The 17,927-nt window shown below is 67.9% G+C and carries 13 protein-coding genes; 12 read left to right on the top strand and 1 reads right to left on the bottom strand.

The window, feature by feature from the left end; all coding sequences use genetic code 11:
• Positions 1-13 precede the first annotated feature (13 nt).
• The 11 genes from AC07R1_RS04080 (at position 14) to AC07R1_RS04030 (ending at position 14,543) form a co-directional block, all read left to right on the top strand.
• Entirely contained in the window at positions 14-994 is a 981-nt protein-coding gene (locus tag AC07R1_RS04080) for an AAA family ATPase (RefSeq protein WP_072441949.1), read from the top strand.
• An 11-nt stretch (positions 995-1,005) separates the two neighbouring features.
• Positions 1,006-1,956, top strand: a complete 951-nt coding sequence (locus AC07R1_RS04075; RefSeq protein WP_019095215.1) for a DUF58 domain-containing protein — start codon at positions 1,006-1,008, stop codon at positions 1,954-1,956.
• Positions 1,953-2,531, top strand: a complete 579-nt coding sequence (locus AC07R1_RS04070; protein ID WP_495110169.1) for a DUF4381 domain-containing protein — start codon at positions 1,953-1,955, stop codon at positions 2,529-2,531. The genes AC07R1_RS04075 and AC07R1_RS04070 overlap by 4 nt, the downstream gene beginning before the upstream one ends.
• On the top strand, positions 2,518-3,513 hold the full coding sequence (locus AC07R1_RS04065) for a vWA domain-containing protein (RefSeq protein ID WP_103408118.1): 996 nt from the start codon (positions 2,518-2,520) through the stop codon (positions 3,511-3,513). Before AC07R1_RS04070 ends, AC07R1_RS04065 begins: the two co-directional genes overlap by 14 nt.
• Position 3,514: 1 nt before the next feature.
• Positions 3,515-5,107: a VWA domain-containing protein gene (locus AC07R1_RS04060; protein WP_495110168.1), complete on the top strand. Its 1,593-nt coding sequence runs from the start codon at positions 3,515-3,517 to the stop codon at positions 5,105-5,107.
• Positions 5,104-6,432: a BatD family protein gene (locus AC07R1_RS04055; protein WP_495110167.1), complete on the top strand. Its 1,329-nt coding sequence runs from the start codon at positions 5,104-5,106 to the stop codon at positions 6,430-6,432. Before AC07R1_RS04060 ends, AC07R1_RS04055 begins: the two co-directional genes overlap by 4 nt.
• Entirely contained in the window at positions 6,429-7,454 is a 1,026-nt protein-coding gene (locus tag AC07R1_RS04050) for an HAD family hydrolase (RefSeq protein WP_495110166.1), read from the top strand. The genes AC07R1_RS04055 and AC07R1_RS04050 overlap by 4 nt, the downstream gene beginning before the upstream one ends.
• An 89-nt stretch (positions 7,455-7,543) precedes the next feature.
• Positions 7,544-9,130 (top strand): arylsulfatase, encoded by a 1,587-nt coding sequence (locus tag AC07R1_RS04045; RefSeq protein WP_011061132.1) that lies wholly within the window; start codon positions 7,544-7,546, stop codon positions 9,128-9,130.
• A 168-nt stretch (positions 9,131-9,298) separates the two neighbouring features.
• The gene (locus tag AC07R1_RS04040) at positions 9,299-11,806 is read left to right on the top strand and encodes a spermidine synthase (protein WP_495110165.1); all 2,508 of its coding nucleotides are present in this window, start codon (positions 9,299-9,301) and stop codon (positions 11,804-11,806) included.
• Positions 11,807-11,931: 125 nt separating this feature from the next.
• Positions 11,932-13,569, top strand: coding sequence for a molecular chaperone DnaJ (locus AC07R1_RS04035; RefSeq protein ID WP_495110164.1), 1,638 nt, complete (start codon positions 11,932-11,934; stop codon positions 13,567-13,569).
• Positions 13,566-14,543, top strand: coding sequence for a DUF3829 domain-containing protein (locus AC07R1_RS04030; RefSeq protein WP_065363963.1), 978 nt, complete (start codon positions 13,566-13,568; stop codon positions 14,541-14,543). Before AC07R1_RS04035 ends, AC07R1_RS04030 begins: the two co-directional genes overlap by 4 nt.
• Before the next feature lie 53 nt (positions 14,544-14,596).
• Here AC07R1_RS04030 and AC07R1_RS04025 read toward each other — a convergent pair whose 3' ends face one another.
• Entirely contained in the window at positions 14,597-15,268 is a 672-nt protein-coding gene (locus tag AC07R1_RS04025) for a DUF3313 domain-containing protein (RefSeq protein ID WP_011061129.1), read from the bottom strand.
• 212 nt (positions 15,269-15,480) lie between these two features.
• On the opposite strand from AC07R1_RS04025, the gene AC07R1_RS04020 reads away from it, so the two are divergent.
• A complete protein-coding gene (locus AC07R1_RS04020) occupies positions 15,481-17,838 on the top strand; it encodes a tetratricopeptide repeat protein (RefSeq protein ID WP_495110163.1) in 2,358 nt (785 codons plus the stop codon).
• Positions 17,839-17,927 lie beyond the last annotated feature (89 nt).

Genomic DNA, 17,927 nt, shown 5'->3' with positions numbered 1-17,927 from the left:
CAAGGAACCGAGCATGAGCGCACGTAACGATATACAGGCCCTGCAAGCCAGCATCAGCGAAGCGGTGCTGGGCCAGGAAGCGGTGATCCGGCAGATCGTCATCGGCCTGCTGGGCAACGGCCACCTGCTGCTGGAAAGCCTGCCCGGGCTGGCCAAGACCCGCACGGTCAAGGCCCTGGCCCGGCACCTGGAGGCCAGCATGCGGCGCATCCAGTTCACCCCCGACCTGCTGCCCTCGGACATCACCGGCGCCGAAGTGCTGCACCAGGAACAGGGGCAGAACCAGATCCGCTTCCAGCCCGGGCCACTGTTCGGCAACCTGATCCTGGCGGACGAGATCAACCGCGCTCCGGCCAAGGTCCAGGCAGCACTGCTGGAAGCCATGGAGGAACGGCAGATCACCGTGGCCGGCACCAGCCATGCCCTGCCCGAGCTGTTCATCGTCCTGGCGACCCAGAACCCCATCGAGCAGGAAGGCACCTACCCCCTGCCGGAAGCGCAGATGGACCGCTTCCTGATGAAGGTGCTGCTGGACTACCCCCAGCCCGAGGACGAAAGCCAGGTGCTGCGCCTGCTGCGCGCCGAGGAACAGGCCCTGGGCAGCGCCACGCCCGGGGTGCCGGGCTTTGCCTTGTCCCAGCAGGTGATCTTCGATGCCCGTCGCGAAGTCGGCGCGGTGGCCGTGGCCCCGGCCATCGACCGCTACCTGATCGACCTGGTCAACGCCACCCGCCACCCCGCCGACTATCACCCGGACCTGGGGCGCTGGATCGCCATCGGCGCCAGCCCCCGGGGCGGCATCGGCCTGGACCGCTGCGCCCGCGCCGATGCCTGGCTGCAGGGCGAGGATTTCGTCAGCCCGGACAACGTGCGCAGGGTGCTGCACCCGGTGCTGCGCCACCGCCTGCAACTGAGCTACGACGCGGTGGCCGACGGCGTCGGCGCCGACCAGGTGCTGGACCTGCTGCTGGACAGCGTGGCCATCCCGGCCTGAGGAGAACCGCCATGGCAACGCCACTGCACGAAGCCGACGGGCAGGTCTATGTCGCCCTGAGCCAGCTGATGGCCCTGGAGTTCCAGGCCCGTTCCCTGAGTTTTGTCGCCCGCCAACCACAAGCCAGCATCCTCGCCGGCAACCACGCCTCGCGCCTGCGCGGGCGCGGCCTGAACTTCGACGAACTGCGCCGCTACCAGCCCGGCGACGATCTGCGTCACCTGGACTGGCGCGCCACCTTGCGCACCGGCAAGGCGGTGGTGCGTACCTTCACCGAAGAGCGCGACCGCCCGGCGCTGATCCTGGTGGACCAGCGCATGTCGATGTTCTTCGGCTCGCGGCGGGCCTTCAAGTCGGCCCTGGCCGCAGAACTGGCGGCGCTGGCGGCGTGGATGGTGTTCCAGGCCGGTGACCGGGTCGGCGGCCTGGTGTTCAACGACCAGGGCATCGACAGCCTCGCCCCGCTGCGTAGCCGCAAGCGCGTGGAAGCCCTGTGCAGCCGGATCGTCCAGCACAACCAGCAACTGCACGCCGGCAACCCCGACCATGAGGGCGACGCGCAGTTGGACCGGGTGCTGCAGCAATGCCTGAACCTCGCCGCCCACGACCACCTGGTCTGTATCGTCAGCGACTTCGCCGGCACCAGCCCGCGCACCCTGCAGTACCTGCGCCAACTGGCCCGGCACAACGACGTGATCGCCCTGCAGGTCTATGACCCCCTGGCCCTGGAACTGCCGCACAACGGCCGACTGCTGGTGACCCAGGGCCAACTGCAAGTGGAACTGGCGGTGGAGCAGCGCCAGGTGCACCGGCCCCTGGGGGACTTCCTCAGTGGCCGGCTCAAGGACGTGGCCAGCCTGCTGCGCCGCAGCCAGGTGCCGCTGATGATGTTCAGCACGGCCCAGGAGGCCCTGGGACAACTGCGCAGCGAGCTGGGCAGGCTGGGAGCGCCGCGGCGATGAACCCGACCCTCCCCAGCATCGACCAGTTGCAGGAAATGCCCCTGCCACCACCGCCCGCCTACCTGCCGCAGACCTGGGGCTGGGCCGTGCTGCTGGCCCTGCTGCTGCTCGGCGCCCTGGCCTGGGGCGCCCGGCGCTACTGGCGCTGGCGCCGGGATGCCTATCGGCGCGAAGCGCTGGCACAACTGGCCCGGCTGCAAGCCAGCGACGAGCGCATCCATGCCCTGCGCGCCTTGCCCGAACTGCTCAAGCGCGTGGCCCTGTCCATGCCCCCCGCCCCCCACGCATCCCGTGGGCGCCGGCTTGCCGGGGAAGCCGTTGCCACAGCCACCCGCGCTTTTGCGGGCAAGCCAGCGCCTGCAGGCCCGCGGGGGGTGGCGGGGCTGCGAGGGGCGGATTGGCAGGCCTTTCTGCAACAGCATTGCCCGCTACCGCTGCCCGAGGATTTCAGCCAGCAACTGGCCCTGCTGGCCTACGCGCCCCAGGCGCAATTGCAGGCCCTGTCGCCCGCACAGCAACAACAGTTGTTCGAGCAGTGCCGCACCTGGGTGGAACAGCATCATGTGGCAGCTTGACTCTCCCTGGCTGTTGCTCCTGCTGCCGCTGCCCTGGTTCGGCTACCGCTGGCTGCCCGCCTACCGCGAGGCCCGCAGCGCGGTGCGGGTGCCGTTCTTCGCCGCCATGAGCCGCGCGGTCGGCCAGGCGCCGCAACCGTCCGGCAGCCGCCGCAACCGCGGGCAGTTGCTGCTCAACCTGCTGGTCTGGGCCCTGCTGGTGCTGGCGGTGGCGCGGCCGGTGTGGGTCGAGCCTCCCCTCGAACAGCAGCGGCCGGTACGCGACCTGATGCTCGCCATCGACCTCTCGCAATCGATGCAGACCCAGGATTTCAACGACGCCAACGGCCAGCGGATCGACCGTCTGAGCGCAGTGAAAGAAGTGGTCCAGGGCTTTATCCAGCGGCGCAAGGACGATCGCCTGGGGCTGATCGTGTTCGGCAGCGGCGCCTTTGCCCAGGCGCCCCTGACCCTGGACCACGCCAGCCTGAGCCTGCTGCTCGAAGACAGCGGGATCGGCATGGCCGGGCCCAACACCGCGATTGGCGACGCCATCGGCCTGGCGCTCAAGCTGCTGGAACAGGCCAATGAACCAGAAAAAGTGCTGATCCTGCTCACCGACGGCAACGACACCAGCAGCGCCATCACCCCACAACACGCCGCCGCCATGGCCGCAGCCAGAGGCGTAGTGATCCATACCATCGGCATCGGGGACCCCAGCGCCGAAGGTGAAGCCAAGGTCGACCTGTCGGCCCTGGAGCAGATCGCCCGGACCACCGGTGGCCGCTACTTCCGCGCCGAGGACCGCAGCGCCCTGGACCAGGTCTACGCCACCCTCGACCGCCTCACCCCCCATCAAGTGCAGACCCTGCGCCACCAGCCCAAGCGCGATTTGTTCCATTGGCCCCTGGGCGCGGCCCTGGGCCTGCTGGTGCTGTATCACCTGCTGGCCTGGCTGGCGCCGCGCCTGCGCCCGAGCCGGGTTCGCCCGCAGGAGGCCTGAAATGCAGATCAACCTCAGCGACCTGCACCTCCTGCGCCCACTGTGGCTGCTGCTGATCATTCCCGGGGCCTTGCTGCCCTGGCTCTGGCAGCGCCGGCATGACCTGCAGGCCCGCCTGCGGGGCACCATTGCCCCACACCTGCTGACGCACCTGCTGGTCACCCCGCAGGACTCCCAGCGCCTGCGGCCGGTGCATCTGCTCAGCGCGCTGCTGGTGCTGGGCGCCCTGGCCGCTGCCGGCCCCACCTGGGAACAGGACCGCCCGGATTTCCTGCACAACCGCGCACCGCTGATCATCGCCCTCGACCTGTCCCCCTCGATGAACGCCAGCGACCTGCCGCCCAGCCGCCTGGAGGCCGCCAAGCACAAGCTGCAGCAACTGGTGCAGCAACGCCGTGGCGCCCGCACCGGGCTGATCGCCTACGCCGGCAGCGCCCACCTGGTACTGCCGGCCAGCGACGACCCGGCCTTGCTCGACAGCTTCATCCAGGCCCTGGGCAGCGAGCTGATCCAGCGCCCGGGCAAGGATGTGCTGGGGGTGATCCGGCAAGCCCAGCGCCTGCTCCAGGCCGAGCACAGCCCCGGCAGCCTGCTGCTGATCAGCGACGGCGCCGACACCTCGCAATTGGCGGCGATCAAACAGCAACTGGCCGACAGCCCCTTGCAGGTACTGATCCTCGCGGCCGGCAGCAGCGACGGCGGGATCATCCGCGACGCCAACGGCCAGCCGCTCACCGACAGTGACGGCCGCCCGCAACTGGGGCGTTTCGACAGCGCCGCGCTCAAGCAACTGGCCGCCGCCAGCGACGCGCCCCTGGGCAGCCTGACCCTGAATGACGACGACCTGGACTGGGTGCAGTTGCATGCCCAGCAGCATTTCACCGCGGCCAGCGCCCCCGACCGGCAACTGCAATGGAAAGACGCCGGCTACTGGCTGTGCTGGCCACTGCTGCTGTTGGCGTTCTGCAGCGTGCGCCGCGGCTGGAGCCTGAACTGGCTGGGTGCCCTGCTGCTGGGCCTGGGCTTGAGCCTGCAAGCGCCGACGGCCCGGGCCAATACCTTGGCCGACGCCTTCTTCAGCGCCGACCAGCAAGGCCGCTGGGCCTTCGAACACGGCCACTACCCGGCCGCCGCCGCGCTGTTCACCGACCCCTACTGGAAAGGCATCGCGGCTTATAAAGCGGCGGACTTCGATCTGGCCCTGGCCAGCTTCGCCCGCCTGGACAGCGCCGCGGCGTATTTCTACCTGGGCAATATCCATGTGCGGCGCTTCAAGTTCGACGAGGCCATCGCCGCCTATCAGCAAGCCCTGAAGTTGCAGCCCCGGTTTGCCGAGGCCCGCGCCAACCTGGCCCTGGCCCAGGCGCTGAAAAAAGACACCGAGAGCGCGCAGCAGAACGCCCCCGAGGTCAAGCCCGATGCCATCAAGTTCGACAAGCCTGCGGGCAAGGGCCAGAGCAAGAAGGTCGAGACCCAGCAGGCCGCCAGCGACGAGCTTTGGCTGCAGAACCTCAGCACCTCCCCGGCGGCGTTCCTGCGGCAGAAGTTCAGCCTGCAGGACCTCGACAACACCACGCCGCAGGTGACGCCATGAACCCTGTAGCGCTGAGAGGTCTGTGGGCAGTGGCGCTTGGGCTGATGCTCTGGGGCTGGCAGGCGCTGGCGGCAGAGCCGCAGTTGCGGGTGCAGGCCCAGTTGCAGCCCGACACCTCGGTGATGGTCGGGCAAACCCTGCAGTTGCAGGTCGATGTGCTGACCAATACCTGGTTCACCCAGGCCGCGACCCTGCCGGAGCTGCAACTGCCCGGGGCCCTGGTGCTGGCACCCGACGGCGAAGCCGAGCACTTGAACCAGACCCTCGACGGGCAGCCGTTCTTCGGCATGCGCTACCGCTACCGGATCACCCCGCAACAGGCCCGCTCGTTCCAGATCCCGCCCCTGGTGGTGCGTGCCACCCCGGCCCAGGCCAGCGCCGAACAGTCGGCGCAGACCCCGCCCCTGGCCTTCAGCGCCAGCCAGCCGCCGGGCTTCGCCCCGGGGGAAACGGTGCTGGTGGCCGATGATCTGCGCCTGACCCAGACCCTGCGCTTGTCCACGACACCAGCGGCGGTGGGCGACACCCTGGTCCGCGAACTGACCCTGCAGGCCGACGGCCCGCCGGGGTTGTCCCTGCCGCCGCCGCAAACGGCCGCCGTGGCCGGCCTGGAGGCCTACCCGGTGGCCCCGCGCATCAGCAACCTGGATGACGGTCGCGGGCATATCAGCGGTGGCCAGCGCATCGATCGCCTGAGTTACAGGATCCAGCGCCCCGGGCACTACCAACTGCCGGCGCTGCGGATCAAATGGTGGAACAGCCAGGCGCATCGGGCCCAGGTCAGCGAGTTGCCGGCCTTGAGTTTCGAGGCCACGGCCGCCAGCCGCTATCAACCGGTGTTTTCCATCCGCGACGATCTCCAGGCCCTGGGCCGGCAAAACCCCTGGCGCATTTCCCAGTACCTGGTCGGCCTGGCCCTGCTGCTGGCGCTGGGCGTTGTGGCGCTGTACCTGGCCCGCCCCTGGTGGCAACGCGGGCAGCAGGCCTGGCAACACTGGCGGGCCGCCCGCCAGGCCGCCTGGGAGCGCTCCGTCGCCTGGGCCTGGGAACAGGTGCCGGGCCAGCTCAAGCAGCAGCCGCCGCAATTGAGTGCCCTGTACCTGTGGTGCCGGCGCAGCAGCGGCCGCCTCGATCTGGCCAGCCTGGGCCCGCGCCTGCGCGCCCTGCTGCAGGCCTGCTATGGCCCGACGCCCCACGCCGGTGCGGCGCTGGAGCAACTGCGCCAGGCGTTGCCGGCGCTGCACGCCGAAGGTACGCCGCAAGCCCCTTCTCAAGGCCACGGCCTGCGCCCCCTCAACCCCCGTCACGAGAAGGATTTCCCATGACACTTCCAGCCCCCTGGCGCGTGCGCCACCTGCCCCTCCTGCTGCTGTTGATGGCCGCCCCGCTGCTGGCCCTGGCCAACAGCGACCCCTTGCCCTCGTGGAAGGACGGCCCGAGCAAGCAGGGCATTCTCGCCTTCGTCCAGGCGGTGACCACCCAGGGCGGCCCGGACTACGTGAAACCCGCCGAGCGCATTGCAGTGTTCGACAACGACGGCACCCTGTGGAGCGAGCAGCCGGCCTATTTCGAGGTGCTGTTCGCCTTCGACGAAATCAAGCGCCTGGCGCCCCAGCACCCCGAGTGGAAGACCCGCCAGCCGTTCCAGGCCGTGCTCGAAGGTGATCACCAGGCCCTGGCCGCCAGCGGCATGCACGGCCTGCTGCAGATCATCGGCGCCACCCATACCGGCATCAGCAGCGAGGCCTTTATCGACAATGCCCGGCGCTGGCTGGCCGAGGCCCGCCACCCGAAGACCGGGCGGCCGTTCAACCAGATGATCTACCAGCCCATGCTGGAAATGCTCGACTACCTGCGCAGCCAGGATTTCAAGACCTACATCGTCTCCGGCGGCGACACCGCCTTCATGCGCGTCTTCGCCGAAAGCGCCTACGGCATCCCGCCGGAACAGGTGATCGGCAGCAACTTCGTCACCCAGTGGCAGTTCCAGGACGGCCAGCCGTCGATCCTGCGCACCGCCAAGCTGGCCCACAACGACGACGGCCCGGGCAAGCCGGAAAGCATCGACGGGATCATCGGCCGGCGCCCGCTGCTGGCTTTCGGCAACTCCGACGGCGACCTGCAGATGCTGCAGTGGACCGCCGCCGGCAGTGGCAAGCGGTTCATGGCCCTGGTGCACCACACCGACGCAGCGCGCGAGTGGGCCTACGACCGCAAGTCCCAGGTCGGGCGCCTGGACCAGGCCCTGGATCAAGCACAGCAGCACGGCTGGACGCTGGTGGACATGGCCGCCGAATGGCGGCGGATCTACCCCTTCGAGCCCCTGGCACCCGAGCAAGCGCAATGACCACAGGAGAAGCAACAACAGACGCAAGGCAGGACAGCACTCAACGTGGCTCGCCCCAGGCGAGCGAACCCGAAAAAGGAGCAAGTCAGATGACTCGCATACGCAAGTGGCTACCCAAGGCCGCCCTGGTGGCGACCGCGGTGATGGCGTTCTCGGCAACTGCCGGGGCGGCAGAGAAACCCAATATCCTGGTGATCTTCGGCGACGATATCGGCCAGACCAATATCAGCGCCTATTCCATGGGCGTGGTCGGCTACAAGACACCGAACATCGACCGCATCGCCAAGGAAGGCATGCTGTTCACCGACTACTACGCGGAGAACAGCTGCACCGCCGGGCGCTCTTCCTTTATTACCGGGCAGACGCCGCTGCGCACCGGGCTGTCCAAGGTGGGCATCCCCGGGGCCCCGGTGGGCCTGCAAAAACGCGACATCACCATCGCCCAGGCGCTGAAATCCCAGGGCTACGCCACCGGCCAGTTCGGCAAGAACCACCTGGGCGACCGGGATGAGTACCTGCCCACCGCCCACGGTTTCGACGAGTTCTTCGGCAACCTCTACCACCTCAACGCCGAAGAGGAGCCCGAGCGCCCCTACTGGCCCAAGGACGACCCGGACTTCGTCAAGGCCAACTCGCCACGCGGGGTGATCCACAGTTTTGCCGACGGCAAGATCGAGGACACCGGCGCCCTGACCAAGAAACGCATGGAGACCATCGACGACGAAACCACCGCCGCCGCCCAGGCCTTCATCGAGAAGCAGGCCAAGGCCGACAAGCCGTTCTTCGTCTGGATGAACACCACGCGCATGCACGTGTTCACCCATGTGCGCGAGTCCATGGCGGGCCAGAGCGGCATGCCCGGCAACGAATACGCCGACGGCATGGTCGAGCACGACAACGATGTGGGCAAACTGCTCAAGACCCTCGACGACCTGAAGATCGCCGACAACACCATCGTCGTCTACACCACCGACAACGGGCCCAACCAGTTCTCCTGGCCGGATGCAGCGACCACGCCATTTCGCAACGAGAAGAACTCCAACTGGGAAGGCGCCTACCGGGTGCCGGCGATGGTTCGCTGGCCGGGCAAGGTCAAGGCCGGGGAAGTCTCCAACGAGATGTTCTCGGGGCTCGACTGGTTCCCCACCCTGCTGGCGGCGGCCGGCGACAGCGGGGTCAAGGACAAGCTGCTCAAGGGCTGGGCCCCCACCACCGGTGGCGCCAGCTTCAAGGTGCACCTGGACGGCTTCAACCAGTTGCCCTACCTGACTGGCCAGCAGCCCAAGGGGGAACGCCACGAGTTCTACTACTTCAACGATGACGGGGTGCTGGTGTCGATGCGCTTCGACAACTGGAAAGTGGTGTTCTGCGAGCAGCGCCAGCCCGGCGGGTTCAGGGTCTGGAGCGAGCCGTTCGTATGCCTGCGGGTACCGAAGATCCTCAACTTGCGGATGGACCCCTACGAGCGGGCGGACGTGGTGTCCGACCAGTTCTATGACTGGAACACCAAGAACGTCTACCTGGCCGGGGTGGCGGTGACCAAGTCGGCGAAGTTCCTCGAGACCTTCATCGAATACCCACCGAGCCAGAAACCGGCGAGCTTCAGCATCGACCAGATCCGCGCCGCGGTGGATGCCAAGATCGCCGAGAAAATGAAGGCTCAACCGGCCCAATGACCCGACGCCGCCCGGCCCACCGGGCGGCCTCTCCCCCCCACACAGCAGGCGTCGACTTGCCGACGAAGACGTCCGCCAGTCTTGTACTACGCTTGAGTCCGCATTCGCCGGGACTCCGGCACCTGCCCATCCGTAGGGCATTTCGTTTTCTGCATAAGGCCATGGAACATGAGTTCTCCCCTCTCGCGGCCACACCTTGCCAACCACAGCCTCGATACCCGCGCGCAGTGGTTTCCGGCACTGCTGTTATTTGTCTCCGGCGCTGCGGCGCTGATCTTCCAGGTGCTGTGGATCAAGCAACTGTCCCTGGTGGTGGGGGTCGAGGTCTATGCCATCACCACTGGTATCAGCGCCTTCTTCGCCGGGCTGGCCCTGGGCGGTTGGCTGTTCGGCCGCCTGGCCGACCGGGTGGCCAATCCCTGGCGCCTGTACGCGCTGCTGGAGTTGCTGGTGGCGCTGACGGCCGTGGGCGCGACCCTGGCCCTGGCCGGCGCCGCCGCGCCCTTCGCTGAACTGGCCCTGCACCTGGGCCTGCTGGCCTGGGGCCTGCCACTGCTGCTGGTGGGCGCCCCGGCGGTGCTGATGGGCGGCACCCTGCCGGTGCTGGTGCGAGCCCTGGCGGCCGACCCGGGGCAACTGGGCCGCGCCGGTGGCAGGCTGTACGCAGCCAACACCGCCGGGGCAATTGCCGGCACCCTGCTCAGCGCCTTTGTGCTGATTGCCACCCTCGGCGTGCGCGGCAGCGCCCTGGCCGCCGCGCTACTGAACCTGCTGGCGGCCCTCGGTGCTCTGGCCCTGCGACAACAGCAGGCCCTGCCCGCCAGCGCGCCGGCAAAGCTGGCCCGCAACCCGCGGCCGGCACGCCTGGCCCTGCTGCTGTACAGCCTCGCCGGCGGCGTGGCCCTGGGCTACGAGGTGGTCTGGTCGCAGTCCATCGTGCCGTTCATGAGCACCCGCACCTACGCCTTTGCGGTAGTCCTGGCCACCTACCTGGGCGGGCTGTTCCTGGGCAGTAGCCTGATGGCCCCGCGGGCTGACCGGGTACGTGACCCCTGGGGCCTGTTTGGCCTGCTGATTGCCGGTGCCGGGCTGCTGGCCCTGCTGGAAATGGCGCTGCTGGGGCGCTGGCTGATCCTCGCCCAGACCCAGGTCGAAGCCCTCATCCTCAGCCTGGGAGGCAGCCCGCTGCTGGGCATGAGCGGGCGCTTTGCCGTGGCCGCGCTGTGCATCGTGTTCGTGCCCACCCTGCTGCTGGGGGCGGCCTTCCCCCTGGCCCTGCGCCTGTGCTGTGACGGCCGCGCAGTGGGCCGCGACGTTGGCGCCGTGCTGGCCTGCAACACCCTGGGCGGGATCATTGGCGTGGCCCTGTGCGGCTTCGTGCTGATCCCCTGGCTGGGGCTGGTGCGCACCCTGGGGCTGCTGGCGCTGATCGCAGCGCTGGTGGGCCTGCTTGCCGTGCGTCAGGGCCCCGGGGTGAACAAGGGCCGGCGCCAGGGGGTGGTTGCCCTGGGGCTGCTGTCCCTGGCCGTGGCCCTGCTGACCCCGCCCCAGCGCCTGGCGCAACTCCTGCCCGGGGCCCGCCACGCCGAACTGAGTTTCTACCAGGAAGGCCGCGGCGCCACGGTGGCGGTGGTGACCCAGGGCCTGCCCGAGCGGCGATTCCATCGCCTGTATATCCAGGGCGTGTCGAACACCGGCGATGCCATGCCGTCACTGCGCTACATGCGCATCCAGGCCCTGCTGCCGCTGCTGATCCACAACGGCGAGCCGCGCTCGGCGCTGGTGATCGGCTTCGGCACAGGGATCACCGCCGGGGCCCTGCTGCGCTACCCGGGGCTGGAACAGCGGGTGGTGGCGGAATTGCTACCGGCGGTACTGGAAGCCGCGCCGCTGTTCCAGGGCAACTTCAATGCCGCCAGCGACCCGGGCATTCAGATCCGCCTGCAGGACGGGCGCCAGGAACTGCTGCGCAGCCCGCAGAACTATGACCTGATCACCCTGGAACCGCCGCCGCCCTCCGCTGCCGGGGTGGTCAACCTGTACTCCCGGGACTTCTACCAACTGGCCGCGCGGCGCCTCAACACCCAGGGCCTGGTGGCCCAGTGGCTGCCCCTGCCGACCCAGAACACCGAAGACTCCCGCGCCCTGATGCAGAGCTTCCTCGAGGTCTTCCCCTACGCCACCCTGTGGACCAGCGAGTTCCACGAGATGCTGCTGGTGGGTTCCCCGGACCCCATCGAGCTGGATGCGGCCAGGATCGAGCGGCGCTTTGCCCAGGACAACGTGCGCAGCGCCCTGGGGGAAGTCGGGGTCAATTCCGCCCAGGCGCTGCTGGCCACTTGGGTCAGCGACCGCGACGGCCTGCAGCGCTTTGCCGGCGATGCCCCGACGGTCACCGATGACCGGCCGCGCATCGAGTACGCACCCTGGGTGCGGCCACGGGAGATCAACCGGGTTCTGCCGGAGCTGCTGAACCTGCGCCATCCACCGGTGCTGGTGAATGTCAGCCCCGAGTTTCGCCAGCGCATGAACCAGGAAAGCCGCAACCTGATGCAGTTCTACCGCGCCAGCCTGCACGCCTATGATGGCGACCGCGAAGCCTGGGCCCGGGAGATCCGCGAACTGCTCCAGGTCGATGGCGGCAACCCCTACTACCGCTGGTTCGTCGGCCAGTGAGCTGAAGCGACCATCCCGGGCCGTTGCATGCGGCCTGGGACTTTTTTTCAGGAAACCGGTAGGGTGCGCAGTTTCAGCGCGCCACTGCCCGGGCGCGGCGGTCTTTCATGGAGTCGTACCGCCCAATGAGTTGCTGGACCCTGCTCGGCCTGCCGGCCACCGCCGATACCCGCACCATCAAACGCCACTACGCCAGGCTGCTCAAGCAGACTCGCCCGGATGAAGACCCGGTGGCGTTCCAGCGCCTGCGCGAAGCCTATGAATCGGCGCTGGAGCAAGCCCGGTGGTTGGGCATGCAGGAGCAGGAGCCACACCCGAACGAAGACCCGGTGCCGCTGGCGGGGCAGGCGCCGCAGGGCCCAAAGCCGCTGTCGCCGGCGCAGCGAGTCGCCCCCTTGCTGGAGGGCATCCGCATCGAGCAACTGGACCTGCGCTATCAGCAGGCGATCCAGAGCGACTGCCTGCTGGAGTTCGAGCTGGGCCTGTTGCGCCACTGCGTGGAACGCCCGGACCAGTCGCAACAGCTGCTGGCCTGGGCCTTTGCCACGTTCCACTGGCTCAGCGCCTGGCAGCGCCTGGAACTGCCGGAGTACCTGATCGATGCATTGCTGGAACAGTGCCAGGAAAAGCTCTTGCAGCCCCTGCAGGACGCCCTGGCCCAGCGCGACGACCAGGCTCTGCTCCAGGCCTACGCGCAACGCCAGCAGCAGCCCTGGCTGAACAGCCTGGACCAGGGCCAGTGGTTCAACCTGCAACTGGTGGAGCTGCTGCTCAACAGCCCCTACTGGTCCAGCCCGGGGTTCGCCGCGGTGTGTGCCGGCCAGGGCTGGCACAACGGTGCGGACAACGCCTGTCCGGCGCTGGAATGGGAGCGCCTCAAAGCCCGTGACGAAGCACCGGTATTCATTGCCCGCCAGCAGGCCCTGGCCACCCAGGCGCCGGCCAGCCCGCAACAGCGCGCCGCCTACCTGCTGCTGGCGCCCATCAGTTTCACCCGCCGGCGCAACTTCGCCCGGCGCCTGCGCCCCGATGACTGGGCCTGCTGCCGCCAACTGAGCTCGCGGCTGCACGCCAATCACCCCGAGGTATCGGCCGGCATGCCCGGCGGCACGCCGTTCTTCTGGCGCGACTGGGAGTTCGCTTTCAACGCCTGGCCCATGTACCTGGGCATTGTCCTCGCCTGCCTGGCGGGGGCCGTGGCCCGCTATGCGCCGCAAGCCGGCAGCCTGGGGGAAATCATTGGCGTGACGCTGTTCTGGAGCACCTGTTTTGCCGGCGCCGGGGCCCTGCTGGGGTGGCTCTGGCAGCCTCTGGCTCACCGCCTCTGGGTACGCGACCAGGCACTCGGCGCACGCCTGCCGCACTGGCTCGACCCGGATCGTGAGGTGCTGGTCCTGCGCGACCTGCTGCCGGCCCTGCTGATCAGCGGTGCCCTGGGATATTTCTGCGGCCCGGTCAGCGCCGCCACTTACCTGGCCGTGCTGCTGGGGGTGGCGAGCCTGCGGCGCCGCGAACTCAAGGCCCAGGCTTCCTGGGAAAAACCCGCTCCCTGGCGCCGGCGGCTGTTGATCGGCCTGGGCTGCATGGTGCTGGTGGCAGGCCTGGGCAGCCTCCAGCTGTTCACCAGCCAGCGCACGCTCAACCCCAACCAGGGCCTGCAGCAATGGAGCGAACGCCTGTGCGCGCGCATGCCCGCCAATGCCGAGGGCTGCACGGCCCCGGCCACCGCCCGCCAGTGGTACGGCCAGGAGGGGCAGCCATGAACCCCAATTGGTTGCTGCCCATCGGCCTGGTTCTGGGGTTGACGCTGGTCGGCCTGGCCGGGGCCAGCAAGCCCCTGGGGCGCCTCGACCTGTGGCTGGACCACCAGGACAGCCCGAGCACCGCCCAGGCCAATGCCCTGGCGCCGATCGTCAATTGCATGAACCAGGTGGATGTGCCCTGGCGCCTGGCCCACCAGGCCTTCATGACCGAGGGTGCGCCCCGGACCAAGGCGCCCGAAGCCTACGACCTGTATGCCTACAGCCACCAGGACATCGACGCACTGTACCGCCTCAACTGCCCCGGCAGGATCACCGACAAGTTGCAGGTCCTGGCCCCGGACAGCCCTTTGCTCCCCGCCACCGTGCGCTATCTGCAAGTGCTCGGGCCCTTCGCGGCCCTGACCAAGGATTCCTTCATGCGCAAAATGGGCATCGGGCGGCCCCTGACCGAGGCGCAACTGGATGAGTTTGCCCGCCAACTGGCGCAACAGAGCGAGGCTTACCTGGAAGCTTCCAATGCCGTGCGCCAGTTGCTCCCGGCCCTGGATATCGAACCGCGCAGCCAGCAACTGCTGCGCCTGGAGCAACGCCTGGGGCGCAATGCCCATTGGGCATTGCTCGATTACATGATCCAGGCCCGCAGCACTGTGGAGTTTGTCGAGGCAGGCGTACGCCAGCAAAGCCTGACCCCGGACCAACTGGCGCAGGTCACCCGGCAGTTGCGCCAGACCTGGGACGCTCGGCAGCAGTACCTGAAAACAGGCCAGCCGGACAAGAACACCGAGCAGGTGCTGTACCTCTGGCAACTGATCGCCCAGCCCGGCGAACAGTACCTCAAGGCGCTGGACACCCTGCACCGCGACTGGCAGCAACATGCCGAGCCGCAACGCCTGAGCGACGACTACCACGCAGTGACCCAGGGTTACGACCAGATGCTCTACCACTACAACAAACTGGCGCGCAGCCAGTACTGAAACCGAACGATGGCCGCGGCACCTTTCAAGATGCCGCGGCCATCAACGGTCGGTCACTTTTTCTTCAGTTGCAGGTAGGACTGGTGCATGTCATAGGCCCAGCCGTCGATGACGTTCTTCACGTCGCTGGCCTGCATCACCTGGGTGTCGTTTTCCAGGGGCTTGCCGGTGCCTTTGCGAACCACTTCGGCAATCACCGCGTGGGTGCTGCCATCCAGGAACGCCGCCTCGGTGGCCAGGGTGGTTTCCTGGTCGCGGATGCCACTGGCGGTGCTCACCGCCGCCGCCACCAGGGCCACGGGAATGATTTCATAGGGCTTCAGGCCCTCGGTCTTGCTGGTGACTGCGGTAATCGCCGCGCGCACCACGATCACCCCCGGGCCCGGGCCGGTGGCCAGTGGCAGGGATTTGCTCACCTCGCGCTGCAGTGCCTGGTCGTAGTAACGGGTGATGGCGGTCAGGGTGCTCTGGGGGATCTTCGCCGTCGGCTGCGGCTGCGGGTAGAACTGGGTCGGTTCGATGTACACGCTGCTGTAGTTGCTCAGCTTGAGCTTGGGATCGATCCAGCGCATCACCTCCACGCCGGAGGGCGACTTGGCTTCCTTGAGCTGGCTGTAGTCGCTGAGAAACCCGGAGTACTCGTCAGGCTGGGGCACTTTGCTGGAACAGCCCACCATCCCGAGGGTGGCAAGGCACAGCGTGCTGAGGGTCAGAGCAAGCTTCATGTGTAACTCCTGTAGGTGCAGCAGCCAGGGACTGGCTAGGGGAAATTAAGGTATAGCCAAAAGCCGGCGCTTTGCCCCGCCGGCGCGGGTTGTTTGTCACGGCTTGCGGGCTGATTCACAGCCCGGATTTGACAGACCGGCAGCTGCCGTCAAAGCTCCATCGAGCCTGAGAGTGCCGATCAAGGCACCGCATTCTGGATACGGACGTCGCAATGCCCAAGCCGAAGAAGAATAACCCACGCTCGACACCCCCTGCTTCAACTGCACCTTCGCCCCACCGCTACCTGTTCCCCTTCGGCGCCCTGCTGTTGCTGCTGGTGCTCGGCGCTCTCGTCTGGTTCCTGCTGGCCGAACCGCCCCGGCTGGCGGCGCCGCAGGTGGCTGCGGCCCCGCCCCCCGCCCAGCCCAAGGCCGTGCCGGCGCTACCGGCCGCCCAGTACGTCGATGAACAGGCCTGCCAGGGCTGCCACCAGGCCCAGGCCAGGGACTGGCAAGGCTCGCACCATCAACTGGCGATGCAGGAGGCCAACCCGCAGACGGTGCTGGGCAATTTCAATGAACAGCGTTTCAAGGCCGAAGGCGAAAGCACCCGGTTGTTTCGCCGCGGGACCGAGTTCTGGGTCAACACCCCCGGCGCCGACGGCAGGCCCGCGGACTTCAAGGTGGCCTACACCTTCGGCATCGAGCCCTTGCAGCAATACCTGATCGAGGTCGGCCAGGGGCGCCTGCAAGCCCTGGGCGTGGCCTGGGATACCCGCAAGCAGCAGTGGTTCCACCTGTATCCGGGCCAGGGCGTTAACTTCAAGAACCCGCTGCACTGGAGCAAGCCCAGCCAGAACGCCAACTTCATGTGTGTGGAATGCCACACCACCGGCTACCAGCGTAATTTCAGCGCCAGCCAGGAGCGCTTCGACAGCCGCTGGAACAGCCTCGGCGTTGGCTGCCAGGCCTGTCACGGCCCGGCCTCCAACCACCTGCAGGCCACGGCCAGCAAGGCCACCCTGGCCAACGCCGGCTTCGCCGTGGACCTCAAGGCCGCAAGCGCCACCCAGGAGATTGAGACCTGCGCCCGCTGCCACGGCCGGCGCGCGCCCCTGGGCGACGGCTACCACGTCGGCCAGCGCCTGATGGATGACTACCTGCCCAGCGCCCTGACCCGGGAGCTGTACGCCCTGGACGGCAAGATCAAGGACGAGGTGTTCGAATACGGCTCCTTCGCCCAGAGCAAGATGTTCGACAAGGGGGTGCGCTGCAGCAATTGCCACAACCCCCACAGCACCCAGCTCAAGGCCCCGGGCAACGCCGTATGCCTGCAATGCCACAACCCCGCCGGCAAGAGCGCGGCAGCCGGCATCGACGGACGCGGGTTGCAGGCCAAGGATTACGATTCCCCCGACCATCACCGGCACACCCCCGGCCAGCCCGGTGCGCAATGCGTGGACTGCCATATGCCGGGCAAGGTCTACATGGGCAATGACTATCGCCATGACCACAGCTTCAGCCTGCCCAACCCGCTGCGGGCGCAGAAGCTTGGCACGGCCGATGCGTGCCTGAGCTGCCACCAGGGGCAACAGGCCGGCGAACGCATCAGCCGGCAGTTCCAGTTATGGACCGCCAACAGCCCACCCCAGCCACCGCGCTACGACGACAGCCTGTGGTTGATCCGCGGCGGCCACCCAGGGGCAGCCCAGGCGTTGCAGGAACAACTGCAGCGCAGCGATCTGCCACCAATCCGGCGTGCCACCCTGCTGGCCGAGCTGGCCAACTATCCCAGTGCCCAGGCACTGCAACTGGCTACCCAGGCCCTCGGGCATGCGGAGCCCCAGGTGCGCGAAAGCGCGGTGCGAGCCACCAGCGCCCTGGTGCCGCCAGCCGAACGTGGCCCGCTGCTGGTGCCCCTGCTGCAAGACCCGGTCAAGGCCGTGCGGATCACCGCAGCTCGCGATCTGCTGGGCGCCGCGCGCAGTGGCCTGGGCCCAGCTCAAGGGGCCTGGGACAAAGCCCTTGGCGAATATGAAGCGGTGCAGTTGAGCCTCGTGGAGCGGGCCGAAGCCAACCTCAACCTGGCCATGCTCTACCAGGCCAGCGGGCGCGGTGCCGAGGTCGAACCCTACCTGCGCGCAGCCTTGCGCCGCGACAGCGACTTCTTCCCGGCCCTGGTGACCCTGGGGCAGTGGCTGGAAGCCAATGGCCGCAGCCAGGAGGCGCAGCAACTGCTGGCCCAGGCCCTGCAACAGCACCCGGAGTCGGCGCTGCTGCAACACACCCGGGGCCTGAGCCTGATTCGTGGGGGCGACACTGCCCGGGCCATGGCCGCCTTGAAAAAGGCCGCCGAGCTGGAACCGCAGAATGCTCAGTACGCCTATGTGCTGGCAGTGGCCCTGCACGACAGTGGCCAGCAGGACGCTGCCAACCGTCAGTTGCAAGCCCTGCTGCAGCGCCAGCCGACCCAGCGCAATGCGCGCCTGAGCCTGATCCAGTACTACCTGGAGAGCGGCCAGGAACCCAAGGCCCAGGCACTGATGCAGCAATGGAAGCAGCTCAACCCCGGGGACCCGGCGTTGCAATAGGCAGGGTGGCAAGGAGGGCTCGGTTACCCGAGCCCCCAAAACCAATCAAACAGGATTAACTATCAACTTTAATCCATTGATTTTAAACG

The organism is Pseudomonas sp. GW821-FHT07F01 (assembly GCF_059418825.1).
The sequence above is the reverse complement of the archived record's forward strand: the minus strand, read 5'-3'. Positions and strand labels throughout refer to the sequence as shown.

What these genes read in the sequence shown, in the direction of transcription:
- AC07R1_RS04080 (WP_072441949.1), top strand. Translation starts at nt 14, where the DNA reads ATGAGCGCACGTAACGATATACAGGCCCTGCAAGCCAGCATCAGCGAA.
- AC07R1_RS04075 (WP_019095215.1), top strand. Translation starts at nt 1,006, where the DNA reads ATGGCAACGCCACTGCACGAAGCCGACGGGCAGGTCTATGTCGCCCTG.
- AC07R1_RS04070 (WP_495110169.1), top strand. Translation starts at nt 1,953, where the DNA reads ATGAACCCGACCCTCCCCAGCATCGACCAGTTGCAGGAAATGCCCCTG.
- AC07R1_RS04065 (WP_103408118.1), top strand. Translation starts at nt 2,518, where the DNA reads ATGTGGCAGCTTGACTCTCCCTGGCTGTTGCTCCTGCTGCCGCTGCCC.
- AC07R1_RS04060 (WP_495110168.1), top strand. Translation starts at nt 3,515, where the DNA reads ATGCAGATCAACCTCAGCGACCTGCACCTCCTGCGCCCACTGTGGCTG.
- AC07R1_RS04055 (WP_495110167.1), top strand. Translation starts at nt 5,104, where the DNA reads ATGAACCCTGTAGCGCTGAGAGGTCTGTGGGCAGTGGCGCTTGGGCTG.
- AC07R1_RS04050 (WP_495110166.1), top strand. Translation starts at nt 6,429, where the DNA reads ATGACACTTCCAGCCCCCTGGCGCGTGCGCCACCTGCCCCTCCTGCTG.
- AC07R1_RS04045 (WP_011061132.1), top strand. Translation starts at nt 7,544, where the DNA reads ATGACTCGCATACGCAAGTGGCTACCCAAGGCCGCCCTGGTGGCGACC.
- AC07R1_RS04040 (WP_495110165.1), top strand. Translation starts at nt 9,299, where the DNA reads ATGAGTTCTCCCCTCTCGCGGCCACACCTTGCCAACCACAGCCTCGAT.
- AC07R1_RS04035 (WP_495110164.1), top strand. Translation starts at nt 11,932, where the DNA reads ATGAGTTGCTGGACCCTGCTCGGCCTGCCGGCCACCGCCGATACCCGC.
- AC07R1_RS04030 (WP_065363963.1), top strand. Translation starts at nt 13,566, where the DNA reads ATGAACCCCAATTGGTTGCTGCCCATCGGCCTGGTTCTGGGGTTGACG.
- AC07R1_RS04025 (WP_011061129.1), bottom strand. Translation starts at nt 15,268, where the DNA reads ATGAAGCTTGCTCTGACCCTCAGCACGCTGTGCCTTGCCACCCTCGGG.
- AC07R1_RS04020 (WP_495110163.1), top strand. Translation starts at nt 15,481, where the DNA reads ATGCCCAAGCCGAAGAAGAATAACCCACGCTCGACACCCCCTGCTTCA.